The sequence below is a fragment of the Rahnella sp. AA genome (assembly GCF_002834385.1).
In the GTDB taxonomy this organism is placed as follows: Bacteria; Pseudomonadota; Gammaproteobacteria; order Enterobacterales; family Enterobacteriaceae; genus Rahnella.
The window spans coordinates 11,175-26,739 of sequence record NZ_PITQ01000020.1 but is presented as its reverse complement, the minus strand read 5'-3'; the positions used below and the strand labels follow the sequence as shown (position 1 = coordinate 26,739).

31 protein-coding genes are annotated in these 15,565 nt (G+C 48.8%); 30 read left to right on the top strand and 1 reads right to left on the bottom strand.

Annotated elements, in window-relative coordinates:
* The 3 genes from CWS43_RS26620 to bfr form a co-directional block, all read left to right on the top strand.
* Positions 1-118: elongation factor Tu (locus CWS43_RS26620; RefSeq protein ID WP_076995039.1), on the top strand; the 118-nt coding region annotated here is incomplete at its 5' end.
* 146 nt (positions 119-264) lie between these two features.
* Positions 265-459 (top strand): bacterioferritin-associated ferredoxin, encoded by a 195-nt coding sequence (gene bfd, locus CWS43_RS26615; protein WP_013573671.1) that lies wholly within the window; start codon positions 265-267, stop codon positions 457-459.
* Positions 460-543: 84 nt separating this feature from the next.
* On the top strand, positions 544-1,023 hold the full coding sequence (gene bfr, locus CWS43_RS26610; protein WP_101080138.1) for a bacterioferritin: 480 nt from the start codon (positions 544-546) through the stop codon (positions 1,021-1,023).
* Between the two features lie 17 nt (positions 1,024-1,040).
* Here the strand turns inward: bfr and CWS43_RS27735 are convergent, their stop codons facing one another.
* Positions 1,041-1,877, bottom strand: a complete 837-nt coding sequence (locus CWS43_RS27735) for an A24 family peptidase (RefSeq protein WP_157825444.1) — start codon at positions 1,875-1,877, stop codon at positions 1,041-1,043.
* A gap of 417 nt (positions 1,878-2,294) precedes the next feature.
* On the opposite strand from CWS43_RS27735, the gene rpsJ reads away from it, so the two are divergent.
* The 27 genes from rpsJ to rpoA all read left to right on the top strand — a co-directional run bounded on the left by rpsJ (position 2,295) and on the right by rpoA (position 15,541).
* Positions 2,295-2,606: a 30S ribosomal protein S10 gene (gene rpsJ / locus CWS43_RS26600; RefSeq protein WP_009639175.1), complete on the top strand. Its 312-nt coding sequence runs from the start codon at positions 2,295-2,297 to the stop codon at positions 2,604-2,606.
* 33 nt (positions 2,607-2,639) lie between these two features.
* On the top strand, positions 2,640-3,269 hold the full coding sequence (rplC, locus tag CWS43_RS26595) for a 50S ribosomal protein L3 (RefSeq protein WP_013573687.1): 630 nt from the start codon (positions 2,640-2,642) through the stop codon (positions 3,267-3,269).
* Positions 3,270-3,285: 16 nt separating this feature from the next.
* Positions 3,286-3,891, top strand: coding sequence for a 50S ribosomal protein L4 (rplD, locus tag CWS43_RS26590; RefSeq protein ID WP_013573688.1), 606 nt, complete (start codon positions 3,286-3,288; stop codon positions 3,889-3,891).
* Positions 3,888-4,190 carry a 50S ribosomal protein L23 gene (gene rplW, locus CWS43_RS26585; protein WP_013573689.1) on the top strand — a complete coding sequence of 101 codons (303 nt, stop codon included), beginning with the start codon at positions 3,888-3,890 and terminating at the stop codon, positions 4,188-4,190. The genes rplD and rplW overlap by 4 nt, the downstream gene beginning before the upstream one ends.
* A gap of 18 nt (positions 4,191-4,208) precedes the next feature.
* Positions 4,209-5,033, top strand: coding sequence for a 50S ribosomal protein L2 (gene rplB / locus CWS43_RS26580; RefSeq protein ID WP_013573690.1), 825 nt, complete (start codon positions 4,209-4,211; stop codon positions 5,031-5,033).
* A gap of 14 nt (positions 5,034-5,047) precedes the next feature.
* The gene (gene rpsS, locus CWS43_RS26575; protein WP_004929772.1) at positions 5,048-5,326 is read left to right on the top strand and encodes a 30S ribosomal protein S19; all 279 of its coding nucleotides are present in this window, start codon (positions 5,048-5,050) and stop codon (positions 5,324-5,326) included.
* Positions 5,327-5,340: 14 nt separating this feature from the next.
* Positions 5,341-5,673, top strand: coding sequence for a 50S ribosomal protein L22 (gene rplV, locus CWS43_RS26570; protein ID WP_004391423.1), 333 nt, complete (start codon positions 5,341-5,343; stop codon positions 5,671-5,673).
* Between the two features lie 17 nt (positions 5,674-5,690).
* Positions 5,691-6,389 carry a 30S ribosomal protein S3 gene (gene rpsC / locus CWS43_RS26565; RefSeq protein ID WP_101080137.1) on the top strand — a complete coding sequence of 233 codons (699 nt, stop codon included), beginning with the start codon at positions 5,691-5,693 and terminating at the stop codon, positions 6,387-6,389.
* Positions 6,390-6,401: 12 nt separating this feature from the next.
* Complete coding sequence (rplP, locus tag CWS43_RS26560) at positions 6,402-6,812, top strand: 50S ribosomal protein L16 (protein ID WP_009639183.1); 411 nt, start codon at positions 6,402-6,404, stop codon at positions 6,810-6,812.
* Complete coding sequence (gene rpmC, locus CWS43_RS26555) at positions 6,812-7,003, top strand: 50S ribosomal protein L29 (protein ID WP_013573692.1); 192 nt, start codon at positions 6,812-6,814, stop codon at positions 7,001-7,003. Before rplP ends, rpmC begins: the two co-directional genes overlap by 1 nt.
* Positions 7,003-7,257 carry a 30S ribosomal protein S17 gene (rpsQ, locus tag CWS43_RS26550; protein WP_014333604.1) on the top strand — a complete coding sequence of 85 codons (255 nt, stop codon included), beginning with the start codon at positions 7,003-7,005 and terminating at the stop codon, positions 7,255-7,257. Before rpmC ends, rpsQ begins: the two co-directional genes overlap by 1 nt.
* Positions 7,258-7,427: 170 nt before the next feature.
* Entirely contained in the window at positions 7,428-7,799 is a 372-nt protein-coding gene (rplN, locus tag CWS43_RS26545; protein ID WP_008457164.1) for a 50S ribosomal protein L14, read from the top strand.
* 10 nt (positions 7,800-7,809) lie between these two features.
* The gene (gene rplX, locus CWS43_RS26540; RefSeq protein WP_013573694.1) at positions 7,810-8,124 is read left to right on the top strand and encodes a 50S ribosomal protein L24; all 315 of its coding nucleotides are present in this window, start codon (positions 7,810-7,812) and stop codon (positions 8,122-8,124) included.
* A gap of 14 nt (positions 8,125-8,138) precedes the next feature.
* Positions 8,139-8,678 (top strand): 50S ribosomal protein L5, encoded by a 540-nt coding sequence (gene rplE, locus CWS43_RS26535; RefSeq protein WP_013573695.1) that lies wholly within the window; start codon positions 8,139-8,141, stop codon positions 8,676-8,678.
* A gap of 13 nt (positions 8,679-8,691) precedes the next feature.
* Positions 8,692-8,997, top strand: coding sequence for a 30S ribosomal protein S14 (gene rpsN / locus CWS43_RS26530; protein WP_013573696.1), 306 nt, complete (start codon positions 8,692-8,694; stop codon positions 8,995-8,997).
* Between the two features lie 33 nt (positions 8,998-9,030).
* Positions 9,031-9,423 carry a 30S ribosomal protein S8 gene (gene rpsH / locus CWS43_RS26525; protein WP_013573697.1) on the top strand — a complete coding sequence of 131 codons (393 nt, stop codon included), beginning with the start codon at positions 9,031-9,033 and terminating at the stop codon, positions 9,421-9,423.
* Positions 9,424-9,436: 13 nt separating this feature from the next.
* Positions 9,437-9,970, top strand: coding sequence for a 50S ribosomal protein L6 (rplF, locus tag CWS43_RS26520; RefSeq protein ID WP_101080136.1), 534 nt, complete (start codon positions 9,437-9,439; stop codon positions 9,968-9,970).
* Positions 9,971-9,979: 9 nt separating this feature from the next.
* Positions 9,980-10,333, top strand: coding sequence for a 50S ribosomal protein L18 (gene rplR, locus CWS43_RS26515; protein WP_013573699.1), 354 nt, complete (start codon positions 9,980-9,982; stop codon positions 10,331-10,333).
* 14 nt (positions 10,334-10,347) lie between these two features.
* A complete protein-coding gene (rpsE, locus tag CWS43_RS26510) occupies positions 10,348-10,848 on the top strand; it encodes a 30S ribosomal protein S5 (RefSeq protein WP_101080135.1) in 501 nt (166 codons plus the stop codon).
* 6 nt (positions 10,849-10,854) lie between these two features.
* Positions 10,855-11,034, top strand: coding sequence for a 50S ribosomal protein L30 (gene rpmD, locus CWS43_RS26505; RefSeq protein WP_101080134.1), 180 nt, complete (start codon positions 10,855-10,857; stop codon positions 11,032-11,034).
* A gap of 3 nt (positions 11,035-11,037) precedes the next feature.
* The gene (gene rplO / locus CWS43_RS26500; protein WP_013573702.1) at positions 11,038-11,472 is read left to right on the top strand and encodes a 50S ribosomal protein L15; all 435 of its coding nucleotides are present in this window, start codon (positions 11,038-11,040) and stop codon (positions 11,470-11,472) included.
* 7 nt (positions 11,473-11,479) lie between these two features.
* The gene (gene secY, locus CWS43_RS26495; RefSeq protein ID WP_014333605.1) at positions 11,480-12,811 is read left to right on the top strand and encodes a preprotein translocase subunit SecY; all 1,332 of its coding nucleotides are present in this window, start codon (positions 11,480-11,482) and stop codon (positions 12,809-12,811) included.
* A 33-nt stretch (positions 12,812-12,844) separates the two neighbouring features.
* Positions 12,845-12,961, top strand: a complete 117-nt coding sequence (gene rpmJ / locus CWS43_RS26490) for a 50S ribosomal protein L36 (RefSeq protein ID WP_012768118.1) — start codon at positions 12,845-12,847, stop codon at positions 12,959-12,961.
* A gap of 148 nt (positions 12,962-13,109) precedes the next feature.
* Positions 13,110-13,466, top strand: coding sequence for a 30S ribosomal protein S13 (gene rpsM, locus CWS43_RS26485; protein ID WP_013573704.1), 357 nt, complete (start codon positions 13,110-13,112; stop codon positions 13,464-13,466).
* A 17-nt stretch (positions 13,467-13,483) separates the two neighbouring features.
* The gene (gene rpsK / locus CWS43_RS26480; RefSeq protein ID WP_004929731.1) at positions 13,484-13,873 is read left to right on the top strand and encodes a 30S ribosomal protein S11; all 390 of its coding nucleotides are present in this window, start codon (positions 13,484-13,486) and stop codon (positions 13,871-13,873) included.
* A 32-nt stretch (positions 13,874-13,905) separates the two neighbouring features.
* The gene (rpsD, locus tag CWS43_RS26475; RefSeq protein WP_095923750.1) at positions 13,906-14,526 is read left to right on the top strand and encodes a 30S ribosomal protein S4; all 621 of its coding nucleotides are present in this window, start codon (positions 13,906-13,908) and stop codon (positions 14,524-14,526) included.
* A 25-nt stretch (positions 14,527-14,551) separates the two neighbouring features.
* Complete coding sequence (gene rpoA, locus CWS43_RS26470) at positions 14,552-15,541, top strand: DNA-directed RNA polymerase subunit alpha (RefSeq protein WP_002919219.1); 990 nt, start codon at positions 14,552-14,554, stop codon at positions 15,539-15,541.
* The last annotated feature ends 24 nt before the right edge of the window (positions 15,542-15,565 follow it).

Below are 15,565 nucleotides of genomic sequence, written 5' to 3'. Positions count from 1 at the left end.
CATCAAAATGGTTGTTACCTTGATCCACCCAATCGCGATGGATGACGGCCTGCGTTTCGCAATCCGTGAAGGCGGCCGTACTGTAGGCGCTGGTGTTGTTGCTAAAGTTATCGCTTAATCGCTGATAATTAAGAGCAAAAAAAGGGTGCCTTGGCACCCTTTTTTATTGTCTGAATTTTGTGAGAGAAAGCTCGTAAACAGCATTTGCAATAATAACCATTCTCATTTACAGTTAGTGTAAGATTTAGACGAAGTGTGGTTTATATGTACGTGTGTTTATGTAATTCAGTCAGTGATAAAACGATCAGACAGGCCGTCAGACGTTATCAGCCGCAAACGTTTCAACAGCTCAGAAGTTTTGTTCCGGTAGGAACGCAGTGTGGCAAATGTGTGCGAGCTGCACGCCAGATAATGGAAGATGAATTACAGCAAATTCCCGAGTTCAAAAATATCGCGTAAAATACTTCGTTAAAATGTGTGCCTTTTTTTTGACTTACTCTGTACCGGATCTACGCTTTAGATACCGGAACGGAGGAGTTACCTATGAAAGGCGATAAAAAAGTCATTGCTCATCTCAACAAACTTCTTGGAAATGAGCTGGTTGCAATTAACCAGTATTTTCTGCACGCCCGTATGTTTAAAAACTGGGGCTTAATGCGCCTGAATGGTATCGAGTATCATGAGTCTATCGACGAAATGAAACATGCCGATATTTACATTGAGCGCATTCTTTTCCTTGAAGGCATTCCAAACCTGCAAGATCTCGGGAAGCTCAACATTGGCGAAGATGTTGAGGAGATGCTTAAGTCAGATTTAGTGCTTGAGCTCGATGGGGCTAAAGACCTGAGGGAGGGTATTGCATACGCGGATTCAGTTCATGACTACGTCAGCCGTGACTTAATGATTACTATCCTTGCAGATGAAGAACACCACATTGACTGGCTCGAAACTGAGATCGAATTAATTGGCCGAATTGGATTACAAAACTACATTCAGTCTCAGCTCAAAGAGGCCTCTCAATAGCACACAGTCGTACCTGATTACATCAGCCAGACAGCTTCACTCCTCTGGCTGATGTAGATAAGAACCCCCGAAAATGAAAGGGCAGGGCCAAAAGGAATTAAATTCCCATGCAGGGAACCCCGGCCTAACACCACGGAATAAAAAATCCCGGTCAATGCCGCCAGCGTACATAGTTGAGGTAACGCCTCCCAGCCTGACCATGCCCCTAATGCCGCCAGCAGTTTAAAATCACCAAACCCCAACCCTTCTTTCTTCACTAAAAGTTTTAAACACCAATAAAGAGTCCAGAGGGAAAGATAGCCTGCGATTGCACCTAAAATAGCGGATTCGACGGGCACACCATACCCTAAAGTGCTCAACAGCAGACCGAACCAGAGCAATGGTTGTGTTAAGGCATCCGGTAAAATGAGGGTGCAAGAGTCGATCACGCTCAATGCAACGAGAAACCAGGAAAGCAGACAAACCAGTAGCCAGGATGTCGGGCTATCGAAGAGATAAGACATTCCAAAAAACAAGCTTGCACAACCCCCGATGATAAACGCAGTGCGGGATGAAAACAGGCTGAAAAAATAAAAATGCATTGTTCTTAACGCCGTCCGACAGAGTAACGGGCGTTTTAACCACAAGCAGATTTCATGGGCACCACTCTTGCAAAATATAACGGCCAGGGAATGCGTGGACTTGGGAACGGCGGGTAAGTCTGAAGCATATTGGAGGACAAACCGAGTGATTGTGGTGTTAAGCATCACACCGGCAACAAGGCCGATGATGGCAGCCATAGCGTGAGCTACATCTGGAAGTTGGCCATCAGATAAAATTGAGCTGTGCAGAATTCCCTCCTGAACTGAAATCATATCGCCTCTGTGTCTGCTGATACTGGCACCTGTAAGGCCATCGGCCTACTGAATTCATTATTAATCAAGGCCGAAACAATCTTCTGATGCCTGAGCAAATTGCTCTGCACACGGCTAATTAATGGGGGGAAGCTACAGGGATGTAGTGGAGCAGGGAAGGCGTTGACGGTAGTGCAAAATAAAAGCAGTTCATTCTTTAATGTCTGTTGCTTATTCTCCCGGTTTACGTATAATGCGCGGGCTTACCTAATCTTGGTAGGTCTGATTCAATTAGAATCAGCTGGCCGATAAGTTTACTTGCCGGTCAACAATACTCCCGATATGGGGGTTATGTGAAGAACGATTACACTCTCCCATCAATCGAAATGGGTATGAGGAGTAATCATTTACGTTTAAAATAATTGGAGCTCTGGTCTCATGCAGAACCAAAGAATCCGTATCCGCCTGAAAGCGTTTGATCATCGTCTGATCGATCAATCAACTGCGGAAATCGTTGAGACCGCGAAGCGCACTGGTGCGCAAGTTCGTGGTCCAATCCCGCTGCCGACCCGCAAAGAGCGCTTTACCATTCTGATTTCTCCGCACGTCAATAAAGATGCGCGCGATCAGTATGAGATTCGCACTCACAAGCGTCTGGTTGACATCGTTGAGCCAACCGAGAAAACCGTTGATGCTCTGATGCGTCTGGATCTGGCTGCTGGTGTAGACGTGCAGATCAGCCTGGGTTAATCAGGGTCATTGAGCGATTGAGAGGTTGAAACAATGATTGGTTTAGTCGGTAAGAAAGTGGGTATGACTCGTATCTTCACAGAAGATGGCGTTTCTATCCCTGTAACCGTTATCGAAATTGAAGCAAACCGCGTTACTCAGGTCAAAGACCTGGACAACGATGGTTACCGTGCTGTGCAGGTTACTACTGGTAGCAAAAAAGCTAACCGTGTAACTAAACCAGAAGCGGGTCACTTCGCTAAAGCTGGCGTTGAAGCTGGCCGCGGTCTGTGGGAATTCCGCCTTGCAGAAGGTGAAGAGTTCACTGCAGGTCAAAACATTAGCGTTGAAATTTTCGCAGACGTTAAGAAAGTTGATGTTACCGGTACTTCTAAAGGTAAAGGTTTTGCTGGCACAGTTAAGCGCTGGAATTTCCGTACCCAAGACGCTACCCACGGTAACTCCTTGTCTCACCGTGTTCCGGGTTCTATCGGTCAGAACCAGACTCCGGGCAAAGTGTTCAAAGGCAAGAAAATGGCAGGCCAACTGGGTAACGAGCGTGTAACCGTTCAAAGCCTGGACGTAGTACGTGTTGACGCTGAGCGCAACCTGCTGCTGGTCAAGGGTGCTGTTCCGGGTGCTACCGGTGGCAACCTGATCGTTAAACCTGCTGTTAAGGCTTAACGTCGAGGAGATAGGAATGGAATTAGTAGTGAAAGACGCGCAGAGCGCGCTGACTGTTTCCGAAACTACCTTCGGGCGTGATTTCAATGAAGCGCTGGTACACCAGGTCGTTGTTGCTTATGCAGCAGGTGCCCGTCAAGGTACTCGTGCTCAGAAGACCCGTGCTGAAGTAACTGGTTCCGGTAAAAAACCTTGGCGTCAGAAAGGTACTGGCCGTGCGCGTTCAGGTTCTGTAAAGAGCCCGATCTGGCGTTCCGGTGGTGTAACCTTCGCTGCCAAGCCACAGGACCACAGTCAAAAAGTAAATAAAAAGATGTACCGCGGCGCGCTGAAAAGCATTCTGTCCGAACTGGTACGTCAAGATCGTTTGATCGTTGTCGAGACGTTCTCTGTAGAAGCGCCTAAAACTAAGCTGCTGGCACAGAAACTGAAAGACATGGCTCTGGAAGACGTGCTGATTGTAACTGGCGAAGTCGACGAGAATCTGTTCCTGGCCGCGCGTAACCTGTACAAGGTTGATGTTCGCGATGTAGCAGGTATCGATCCAGTAAGCCTGATCGCCTTCGACAAAGTGGTTATGACTGCTGACGCTGTGAAGCAAGTTGAGGAGATGCTGGCATGATTCGTGAAGAACGTCTGCTGAAAGTGCTGCGCGCGCCGCACGTTTCTGAAAAAGCTTCTACTGCGATGGAAAAGAACAACACCATCGTTCTCAAAGTTGCCAAAGACGCGACTAAAGCAGAAATCAAAGCTGCGGTTTCGAAACTGTTTGAAGTCGAAGTCGAAGATGTGAATACCTTGCTGGTTAAAGGCAAAGTTAAACGTCACGGTCAGCGTGTTGGTCGTCGTAGCGACTGGAAAAAAGCTTACGTCACCCTGAAAGAAGGCCAGAATCTGGACTTCATCAGCGGCGCTGAGTAAGTCGGAGGAGTAAGAACAATGGCAATTGTTAAATGTAAACCTACATCTCCGGGTCGTCGCCACGTTGTTAAAGTGGTTAACCCTGAGCTGCACAAGGGTAAACCTTATGCTCCGCTGCTCGAAAAACTGAGCAAAAGCGGTGGCCGTAACAACAATGGCCGTATCACCACCCGTCATATCGGTGGTGGCCACAAACAGCATTATCGTCTGGTTGACTTCAAACGCAACAAAGATGGTATCGCTGCAGTGGTTGAGCGTCTGGAGTACGATCCGAACCGTTCCGCAAATATCGCGTTGGTTCTGTACAAAGACGGCGAACGCCGTTACATCCTGGCGCCGAAAGGCCTGAAAGTGGGTGACCAGATCCAATCTGGCGTTGATGCCGCAATCAAGACAGGTAACACCCTGCCTATGCGCAACATCCCAGTAGGTTCAACTGTCCATAACGTAGAAATGAAACCAGGTAAAGGCGGCCAGATGGCTCGTTCAGCCGGTGCCTACGTTCAGATCGTTGCTCGTGACGGTTCCTACGTTACCCTGCGTCTGCGCTCTGGCGAAATGCGTAAAGTTCAAGTTGATTGCCGCGCCACCTTAGGTGAAGTCGGTAACTCTGAACATATGCTTCGCGTTCTGGGTAAAGCAGGTGCTGCTCGTTGGCGTGGTATTCGTCCTACCGTCCGCGGTACTGCGATGAACCCAGTCGATCACCCACACGGTGGTGGTGAAGGTCGTAACTTTGGTAAGCACCCGGTAACTCCGTGGGGCGTTCAAACCAAAGGTAAGAAGACCCGTAGCAACAAGCGTACTGATAAATTCATTGTACGTCGCCGTAGCAAAAAATAATTAGAGGATAAGCCATGCCACGTTCTCTCAAGAAAGGTCCTTTTATTGACCTGCACTTGCTGAAGAAGGTAGAGAAAGCGGTGGAAAGCGGTGACAAGAAGCCTTTGCGCACTTGGTCCCGTCGTTCAACGATCTTTCCTAACATGATCGGTTTGACCATCGCTGTCCATAATGGTCGTCAGCACGTACCAGTATTTGTTTCCGATGAAATGGTCGGTCACAAACTGGGTGAATTCGCGCCGACTCGTACTTATCGCGGCCATGCGGCTGATAAAAAAGCTAAAAAGCGCTAAGGTAGGAGGAAGAGATGGAAACTATCGCTAAACATCGCCACGCTCGTTCTTCTGCTCAGAAGGTTCGCCTTGTTGCTGACCTGATTCGCGGTAAGAAAGTGTCGCAAGCTCTGGAAACTCTGGCCTACACCAACAAGAAAGCTGCTGGTCTGGTTAAGAAGGTGCTGGAGTCTGCCATTGCTAACGCAGAACACAACGATGGCGCTGACATCGATGATCTGAAAGTCACGAAGATTTTCGTAGACGAAGGCCCAAGCATGAAGCGCATTATGCCGCGTGCTAAAGGTCGTGCAGATCGCATTCTGAAGCGCACCAGCCACATTACTGTGGTTGTGTCCGATCGCTGAGACTCTGGAGACTAGCAATGGGTCAGAAAGTACATCCTAATGGTATTCGACTGGGTATTGTCAAACCTTGGAACTCTACTTGGTATGCAAATACCAAAGATTTCGCTGACAACCTGGACGGCGACTTTAAAGTTCGTCAGTTCCTCACTAAGGAATTGTCGAAAGCTTCCGTTTCTCGCATCGTTATCGAGCGTCCAGCGAAGAGCATCCGTGTGACTATTCACACTGCTCGTCCTGGTATCGTTATCGGCAAGAAAGGTGAAGATGTCGAAAAACTGCGTAAGGTCGTAGCGGATATCGCTGGCGTTCCTGCGCAGATTAACATCGCCGAAGTCCGTAAACCGGAACTGGACGCAAAATTGGTTGCTGATAGCATCACTTCACAGCTGGAACGTCGCGTTATGTTCCGTCGTGCTATGAAGCGTGCTGTACAGAACGCAATGCGTCTTGGCGCTAAAGGTATCAAAGTTGAAGTAAGCGGCCGTCTTGGCGGTGCTGAAATCGCGCGTACCGAATGGTACCGTGAAGGTCGTGTTCCGTTGCACACTCTGCGTGCGGATATCGATTACAACACATCTGAAGCGCACACCACTTATGGTGTAATCGGCGTTAAGGTATGGATCTTCAAAGGTGAGATCCTGGGTGGTATGGCTGCAGTTGAACAACCGGAACCGGCTGCTCAACCTAAAAAGCAGCAGCGTAAAGGCCGCAAGTAAGGAGAGTCGCTGATGTTACAACCAAAGCGTACAAAATTCCGTAAGGTGCACAAGGGCCGCAACCGTGGTCTTGCGCAAGGTACGGATGTGAGCTTCGGCACTTACGGTCTGAAAGCTGTTGGCCGTGGTCGTCTGACTGCTCGTCAAATTGAAGCAGCACGTCGTGCGATGACCCGTGCAGTTAAGCGTCAAGGTAAGATCTGGATCCGAGTATTCCCGGACAAACCGATCACTGAGAAACCGCTCGAAGTTCGTATGGGTAAAGGTAAAGGCAACGTAGAGTATTGGGTTGCTTTGATTCAGCCTGGTAAAGTCCTGTACGAAATGGACGGTGTGCCTGAAGAGCTGGCTCGTGAAGCCTTCCAGCTGGCAGCAGCCAAACTGCCTATCAAAACCACCTTTGTAACTAAGACGGTGATGTAATGAAAGCACAAGAGCTGCGCGAAAAAAGCGTGGAAGAGCTGAACACTGAGCTGCTAAACCTTTTGCGTGAGCAGTTTAACCTGCGCATGCAAACGGCAAGTGGCCAGTTGCAGCAAACACACCTGTTGAAACAAGTGCGTCGTGATGTTGCACGTGTGAAGACTTTACTGACTGAAAAGGCGGGTGCGTAATGACTGACAAGATCCGTACTCTGCAGGGTCGTGTAATCAGTGACAAAATGGAGAAATCCATCGTTGTTGCGATTGAACGTGTGGTGAAACACCCGATCTACGGTAAATTCATCAAACGTACGACTAAATTGCACGTACATGACGAGAACAATGAATGTGGTATCGGCGACGTTGTAGAAATCAGCGAATGCCGTCCACTGTCTAAGACTAAGTCTTGGACCTTGGTTCGCGTTGTAGAGAAAGCGATTCTGTAATACAGTAGCGCCTCTCGAAAATAGATAAACGGCTCATGTACGTGGGCCGTTTATTTTTTCTACCCATAATCGGGAACCGGTGTTATAATGCCGCGCCCTCATATTGTGGGGATTTCTTAACGACCTATCCTGGGTCCTAAAGTTGTAGTTGACATTAGCGGAGCACTAACATGATCCAAGAACAGACTATGCTGACCGTGGCCGACAACTCCGGTGCACGTCGCGTAATGTGTATCAAGGTTCTAGGTGGCTCGCACCGTCGCTACGCAGGCGTCGGCGACATCATCAAAATTACCATCAAGGAAGCAATTCCTCGCGGTAAGGTGAAGAAAGGCGATGTGCTGAAGGCGGTAGTGGTGCGCACCAAGAAGGGTGTTCGTCGCCCGGACGGTTCTGTCATTCGCTTCGATGGTAATGCATGCGTTATTTTAAACAATAACAGCGAGCAGCCAATCGGCACGCGTATTTTTGGGCCGGTAACTCGTGAACTGCGTAATGAGAAGTTCATGAAAATTATCTCTCTGGCACCAGAAGTACTCTAAGGAGCGAACCATGGCAGCGAAAATCCGTCGTGATGACGAAGTTATCCTGCTTACCGGTAAAGATAAAGGTAAGCGCGGTAAAGTAAAAAATGTCCTGTCTTCTGGCAAGGTCATTGTTGAAGGTATCAACCTGGTTAAAAAACATCAGAAGCCTGTACCGGCCCTGAATCAACCAGGCGGCATCGTTGAAAAAGAAGCTGCAATTCCGGTTTCTAACGTTGCTCTCTTCAACACGGCTACTGGCAAGGCGGACCGTGTAGGCTTTAGATTCGAAGACGGAAAAAAAGTCCGTTTCTTCAAGTCTAACAGCGTAACTATCAAGTAATTTGGAGTAGTACGATGGCGAAACTGCATGATTACTACAAAGACGATGTCGTAAAAAAACTCATGGCTGAGTTTGGTTACAATTCTGTCATGCAAGTCCCTCGGGTCGAGAAGATCACCCTGAACATGGGTGTTGGTGAAGCGATCGCTGACAAGAAACTGCTGGATAACGCAGCAGCTGACCTGGCAGCAATCTCCGGTCAAAAACCGCTGATCACCAAAGCACGCAAATCAGTTGCAGGCTTCAAAATCCGTCAGGGCTATCCGATCGGCTGTAAAGTAACCCTCCGCGGCGAACGCATGTGGGAGTTCTTTGAGCGTCTGGTCTCTATTGCTGTTCCACGTATTCGTGACTTCCGCGGCTTGTCTGCTAAGTCTTTCGATGGCCGTGGTAACTACAGCATGGGCGTGCGTGAACAGATCATCTTCCCGGAAATCGATTATGATAAAGTCGATCGCGTTCGTGGTTTAGATATTACTATCACCACTACTGCGAAATCCGATGATGAAGGCCGTGCATTGCTGACAGCCTTTAACTTCCCGTTCCGCAAGTAAGGCAGGGTTACTAATGGCTAAGCAATCCATGAAAGCACGCGAAGTCGTTCGCGTAAAACTGGCTGATAAATACCGCGCTAAACGCGAGGAATTGAAAGCTATTATCTCTGGTGTGAACTCATCCGACGAAGATCGTTGGGATGCAGTTCTTAAGCTGCAGTCTCTGCCGCGTGATTCCAGCCCGTCTCGTCAGCGTAACCGCTGCCGTCAAACTGGTCGTCCGCATGCTTTCCTGCGGAAGTTCGGGTTGAGCCGTATTAAGGTCCGTGAAGCCGCTATGCGCGGTGAAATTCCGGGTCTTAAAAAGGCTAGCTGGTAATTGTCACCAATTGAATCACGGGAGTAAAGACAGATGAGCATGCAAGATCCGATCGCGGATATGCTGACCCGTATCCGTAACGGTCAAGCCGCGAACAAAGTTGCGGTCACCATGCCTTCCTCCAAGCTGAAAGTGGCTATTGCCAACGTGCTGAAGGAAGAAGGCTATATTGAAGAATTTAAAATCGAAGGCGACGCCAAACCTGAACTGGAATTAGTACTGAAGTACTTCCAGGGCAAGGCAGTGGTAGAAAGCATTCAACGTATCAGCCGTCCAGGTCTGCGCATCTACAAGAAAAAAGATGAGCTGCCAAAAGTTATGGCCGGTATGGGTATCGCTGTTATTTCTACCTCTAAAGGTGTTATGACCGATCGTGCAGCTCGCCAGGCTGGTCTTGGTGGCGAGATTATCTGCTACGTAGCTTAATTGGGAGGAAAGAATGTCTCGTGTTGCAAAAGCACCCGTCGTCATTCCTGCCGGCGTAGAGGTAAAACTCAACGGTCAGGTTATTTCGATTAAGGGTAAAAACGGCGAGCTGTCACGTACTATCCATGACGCTGTTGTAGTTAAACAGGAAGAAAATGCACTGACTTTCGCTCCACGCGAAGGCGCTGTAGACGGTTGGGCCCAAGCGGGTACCACTCGTGCACTGTTGAACTCTATGGTTGTAGGTGTTACCGACGGCTTCACTAAAAAGCTTCAACTGGTAGGTGTTGGTTATCGTGCTGCTGTTAAAGGCAACGTGGTGAATTTAGCCTTAGGCTTCTCTCACCCGGTCGATCATCAACTGCCGGAAGGCATTACTGCAGAATGCCCGACCCAAACCGAAATCGTGCTGAAAGGCGCTGATAAACAGGTTATCGGTCAGGTTGCTGCGGATTTACGTGCCTACCGTCGTCCTGAGCCTTATAAAGGCAAGGGTGTCCGTTACGCCGACGAAGTCGTGCGTACCAAAGAGGCTAAGAAGAAGTAAGGTAACACTATGGATAAGAAATCTGCTCGTATCCGTCGTGCGACCCGCGCACGCCGCAAGCTCAAAGAATTGGGTGCGACTCGTCTGGTGGTACATCGTACCCCGCGTCATATTTACGCACAGGTCATCGCACCAAACGGTTCTGAAGTCATAGTTGCTGCATCTACTGTAGAAAAAACTATCACTGAGCAACTGAAGTATACCGGCAACAAAGATGCTGCCACTGCTGTAGGTAAAGCTATCGCAGAACGCGCATTGGAAAAAGGGATCACGAAAGTATCCTTTGACCGTTCCGGTTTCCAATATCATGGTCGAGTCCAGGCACTGGCAGATGCTGCCCGTGAAGCTGGCCTTCAGTTCTAAGGAAGAGGTTTAAGATGGCTCACATCGAAAAACAAGCTGGCGAACTGCAGGAAAAGCTGATCGCGGTAAACCGCGTATCTAAAACCGTAAAAGGTGGCCGTATCTTCAGCTTTACCGCACTGACAGTAGTTGGTGATGGTAACGGTCGCGTTGGTTTTGGCTACGGCAAAGCACGCGAAGTTCCGGCAGCGATCCAGAAAGCGATGGAAAAAGCCCGTCGCAACATGTTGAATGTCGCGCTGAATAGCGGCACCCTGCAGCATCCTGTTAAAGGTGCTCATACGGGTTCCCGTGTGTTCATGCAGCCGGCTTCCGAAGGTACCGGTATCATCGCCGGTGGTGCAATGCGCGCCGTCCTGGAAGTTGCAGGGGTACATAACGTATTGGCTAAAGCTTATGGTTCTACAAACCCGATTAACGTGGTTCGTGCAACTATCGACGCTCTGGCAAATATGAAATCCCCACAAATGGTCGCTGCCAAGCGTGGTAAATCCGTTGAAGAAATTCTGGGGTAATTAACCATGGCAAAGACTATTAAAGTTACACAAACTCGCAGTTCAATTGGCCGCCTGCCTAAGCATAAAGCTACTCTGGTTGGTCTGGGTCTGCGTCGTATTGGTCACACCGTAGAGCGCGAGGATACTCCTGCTGTACGCGGTATGATCAACCTGGTTTCCTACATGGTTAAGGTTGAGGAGTAAGAGATGCGTTTAAATACTCTGTCTCCGGCTGATGGTGCCAAACAAGCGCCAAGGCGTGTAGGTCGTGGTATTGGTTCTGGCCTGGGTAAAACCGGTGGTCGTGGTCACAAAGGTCAGAACTCGCGTTCTGGCGGTGGCGTACGTCGCGGTTTCGAAGGTGGTCAGATGCCTTTATATCGTCGTTTGCCGAAATTCGGCTTCACCTCCCGCAAAGCTATGATCACGGCAGAAGTTCGTCTGTCTGAACTGGCTCTGGTGGAAGGCGACGTGATCGACCTGAACGCGCTGAAAGCCGCTAACGTAGTTGGTATCCAGATCGAATTCGCGAAAGTAATCCTTTCAGGCGAAGTTGGTCGTGCGGTAACTCTGCGTGGTTTGCGTGTCACCAAAGGCGCTCGTGTTGCTATCGAAGCTGCTGGCGGTAAAATTGAGGAATAAGTAGCAGATGGCTAAGCAACCGGGATTAGATTTTCAAAGTGCCAAGGGTGGACTAGGCGAACTGAAGCGCAGACTTTTGTTTGTTATCGGTGCGCTGATTGTTTTCCGTATCGGCTCTTTTATTCCGATCCCTGGTATTGATGCCGCTGTACTTGCCAAATTGCTCGAGCAGCAAAGAGGCACCATCATTGAAATGTTTAACATGTTCTCTGGTGGTGCTCTCAGCCGTGCTTCAATCTTTGCTCTGGGGATCATGCCGTACATTTCGGCATCGATCATTATCCAGTTGTTAACGGTGGTTCATCCAGCGTTAGCGGAAATTAAGAAAGAAGGGGAGGCTGGCCGTCGTAAGATTAGCCAGTATACCCGTTACGGTACGCTGGTATTGGCAGTGTTTCAGTCGATCGGTATTGCTACCGGTTTACCGAACATGCCTGGTATGCAAGGCCTGGTGTTAAATCCAGGCTTCGCATTCTACTTTACTGCTGTTGTGAGTCTGGTTACCGGGACAATGTTCCTGATGTGGCTGGGTGAACAAATTACTGAACGAGGTATCGGTAACGGTATTTCGATCATTATTTTTGCAGGTATCGTAGCGGGTCTCCCGCCAGCAATCGCCCATACTATCGAACAAGCTCGGCAAGGCGACCTGCACTTCCTCCTGTTGCTGTTGGTTGCAGTTTTAGTGTTTGCAGTGACTTTCTTTGTTGTGTTTGTTGAACGTGGTCAACGTCGTATCGTCGTTAACTACGCCAAGCGTCAGCAAGGTCGTCGTGTCTATGCAGCACAGAGCACGCACTTACCGTTGAAAGTGAATATGGCCGGGGTTATCCCAGCAATCTTTGCTTCCAGCATTATTCTGTTCCCTGCCACGATTGCATCATGGTTTGGGGGCGGGACTGGTTGGAACTGGCTGACTACGATTTCGCTGTATTTGCAGCCTGGACAACCGCTTTATGTGTTACTCTATGCGACTGCAATCATCTTCTTCTGTTTCTTTTATACTGCGTTGGTGTTCAACCCGCGTGAGACAGCAGATAACCTGAAGAAGTCCGGTGCATTTGTACCAGGAATTCGTCCGGGAGAGCAAACGGCGAAGTACATCGATAAAGTAATGACTCGTTTAACCTTAATTGGTGCGATGTATATTACTTTCATCTGCCTTATCCCGGAGTTCATGCGTGATGCGATGAAAGTTCCATTCTACTTTGGTGGTACTTCACTACTAATCGTAGTCGTTGTCATTATGGACTTTATGGCTCAAGTGCAAACTCTGATGATGTCAAGTCAGTACGAGTCTGCATTGAAGAAAGCAAACCTGAAAGGCTATAACCGCTAATCTGGTGAGTTTGCGAAGTTACGGAGAGTAAAAATGAAAGTTCGTGCTTCCGTCAAGAAATTATGTCGTAACTGCAAAATTGTTAAGCGTAACGGTATCGTTCGCGTAATCTGCAGCGCAGAACCGAAGCATAAACAGCGTCAAGGCTGATTATCTCGCATATTTTTCTTGCAAAGTTGGGTTGAGCTGGCTAGATTAGCCAGCCAATCTTTTGTATGTAAGCAGCAACACTATTTGAGTATCCTGAAAACGGGCTTTTCAGAATGGTGTTGCCGTATATAAATAGTAGGAGTGCATAGTGGCCCGTATAGCAGGCATTAACATTCCTGATCAGAAACATACCGTGATCGCATTAACTTCGATCTACGGCATCGGCAAAACCCGCTCACAGTCTATCTGTGCTGCATCCGGTATTGCTGAAAATGTTAAGATCAGTGAGCTGTCTGAAGAGCAAATCGAAAAACTGCGTGACGAAGTTGCCAAGTTCATTGTTGAAGGTGATCTGCGTCGTGAAGTCACCCTGAGCATCAAGCGTCTTATGGACCTTGGGACTTATCGTGGTTTGCGTCATCGTCGTGGTCTTCCAGTACGCGGTCAGCGTACCAAGACTAACGCACGTACCCGTAAGGGTCCGCGTAAACCGATCAAGAAATAATCGGGGTGATTGAATAAATGGCAAAGGCACCTGTTCGTACACGTAAACGTGTAAGAAAACAAGTCTCTGACGGCGTGGCTCATATCCATGCTTCTTTCAACAACACCATTGTTACCATTACCGATCGTCAGGGTAATGCTTTGGGTTGGGCAACAGCTGGTGGTTCCGGTTTCCGTGGTTCTCGTAAATCCACTCCGTTCGCAGCTCAGGTTGCAGCAGAGCGCTGCGCTGACGCAGTGAAAGAATACGGTATCAAGAATCTGGAAGTTATGGTTAAAGGACCTGGTCCTGGTCGTGAGTCTACTATCCGCGCATTAAACGCGGCTGGTTTCCGCATCACTAATATTACTGATGTGACTCCTATCCCTCATAACGGTTGTCGTCCGCCGAAAAAGCGCCGCGTATAACGCTGCTTTTTTAGGTTTGTTGGAGAGAGAAAATGGCAAGATATTTGGGTCCTAAGCTCAAGCTTAGCCGTCGTGAGGGCACAGATTTATTCCTTAAATCTGGCGTTCGCGCGATCGATACCAAGTGTAAAATTGAACAAGCTCCTGGTCAGCATGGTGCGCGTAAACCTCGTCTGTCTGACTACGGTGTACAGTTACGTGAAAAGCAAAAAGTTCGCCGTATCTACGGTGTTCTGGAGCGCCAGTTCCGTAACTATTACAAAGAAGCAGCACGCCTGAAAGGCAACACCGGTGCAAACCTGTTGCAACTGCTTGAAGGTCGTTTGGACAACGTTGTTTATCGTATGGGCTTCGGCGCTACTCGTGCGGAATCGCGCCAGTTAGTTAGCCACAAAGCTATCATGGTAAACGGTCGCGTTGTTAACATCGCTTCTTATCAGGTATCTCCGAATGACGTTGTCAGCATCCGTGAGAAAGCTAAAAAGCAATCTCGCGTGAAGGCCGCTTTGGAGTTGGCTGAACAGCGTGAAAAGCCGACTTGGCTTGAAGTTGATGCTGCTAAGATGGAAGGTGTGTTCAAGCGTATGCCTGAACGTACTGATCTGTCTTCCGACATTAACGAACACCTGATCGTCGAGCTTTACTCCAAGTAAAGCTTAGTACCAAAGAGAGGACACAATGCAGGGTTCTGTGACAGAGTTTCTAAAACCGCGCCTGGTAGATATCGAGCAAGTCAGTTCGACGCACGCCAAGGTGACCCTTGAGCCTTTAGAACGTGGCTTTGGCCATACTTTAGGCAACGCACTGCGCCGTATTCTGCTTTCATCCATGCCGGGTTGCGCGGTGACCGAGGTTGAGATTGATGGTGTACTGCATGAGTACAGCACCAAAGAAGGCGTACAGGAAGATATCCTGGAGATCCTGCTCAACCTGAAAGGGCTGGCGGTGAGAGTTCAAGGGAAAGATGAAGTTATTCTTACCCTGAATAAGTCTGGCATTGGCCCTGTGACTGCAGCCGACATTACCCATGATGGTGATGTCGAAATCGTCAAGCCGCAACATGTCATCTGCCACCTGACCGATGAGAACGCAGCTATTAGTATGCGTATCAAAGTTCAGCGCGGTCGTGGTTATGTGCCGGCGTCTGCCCGAATTCATTCGGAAGAAGATGAGCGCCCAATTGGTCGTCTGTTAGTAGACGCATGCTACAGCCCTGTAGAGCGAATTGCCTACAATGTTGAAGCAGCGCGTGTAGAACAACGTACTGATTTGGACAAGCTGGTTATCGAAATGGAAACCAATGGTACGATCGATCCTGAAGAGGCGATCCGTCGTGCGGCGACCATTCTTGCTGAACAACTTGAAGCTTTCGTTGATTTACGTGATGTACGTCAACCGGAAGTCAAAGAAGAGAAGCCGGAATTCGATCCAATCCTGCTGCGCCCTGTTGACGATCTGGAATTGACTGTCCGCTCTGCTAACTGCCTTAAGGCAGAAGCAATCCACTACATCGGTGATCTGGTACAGCGTACCGAGGTTGAGTTACTTAAAACACCTAACCTGGGTAAAAAATCTCTTACTGAGATCAAAGACGTACTTGCGTCCCGTGGTTTGTCTCTGGGCATGCGCCTGGAAAACTGGCCACCAGCAAGTATTGCTGACGAGTAACCGGATCACAGGTTAAGGTTTTAC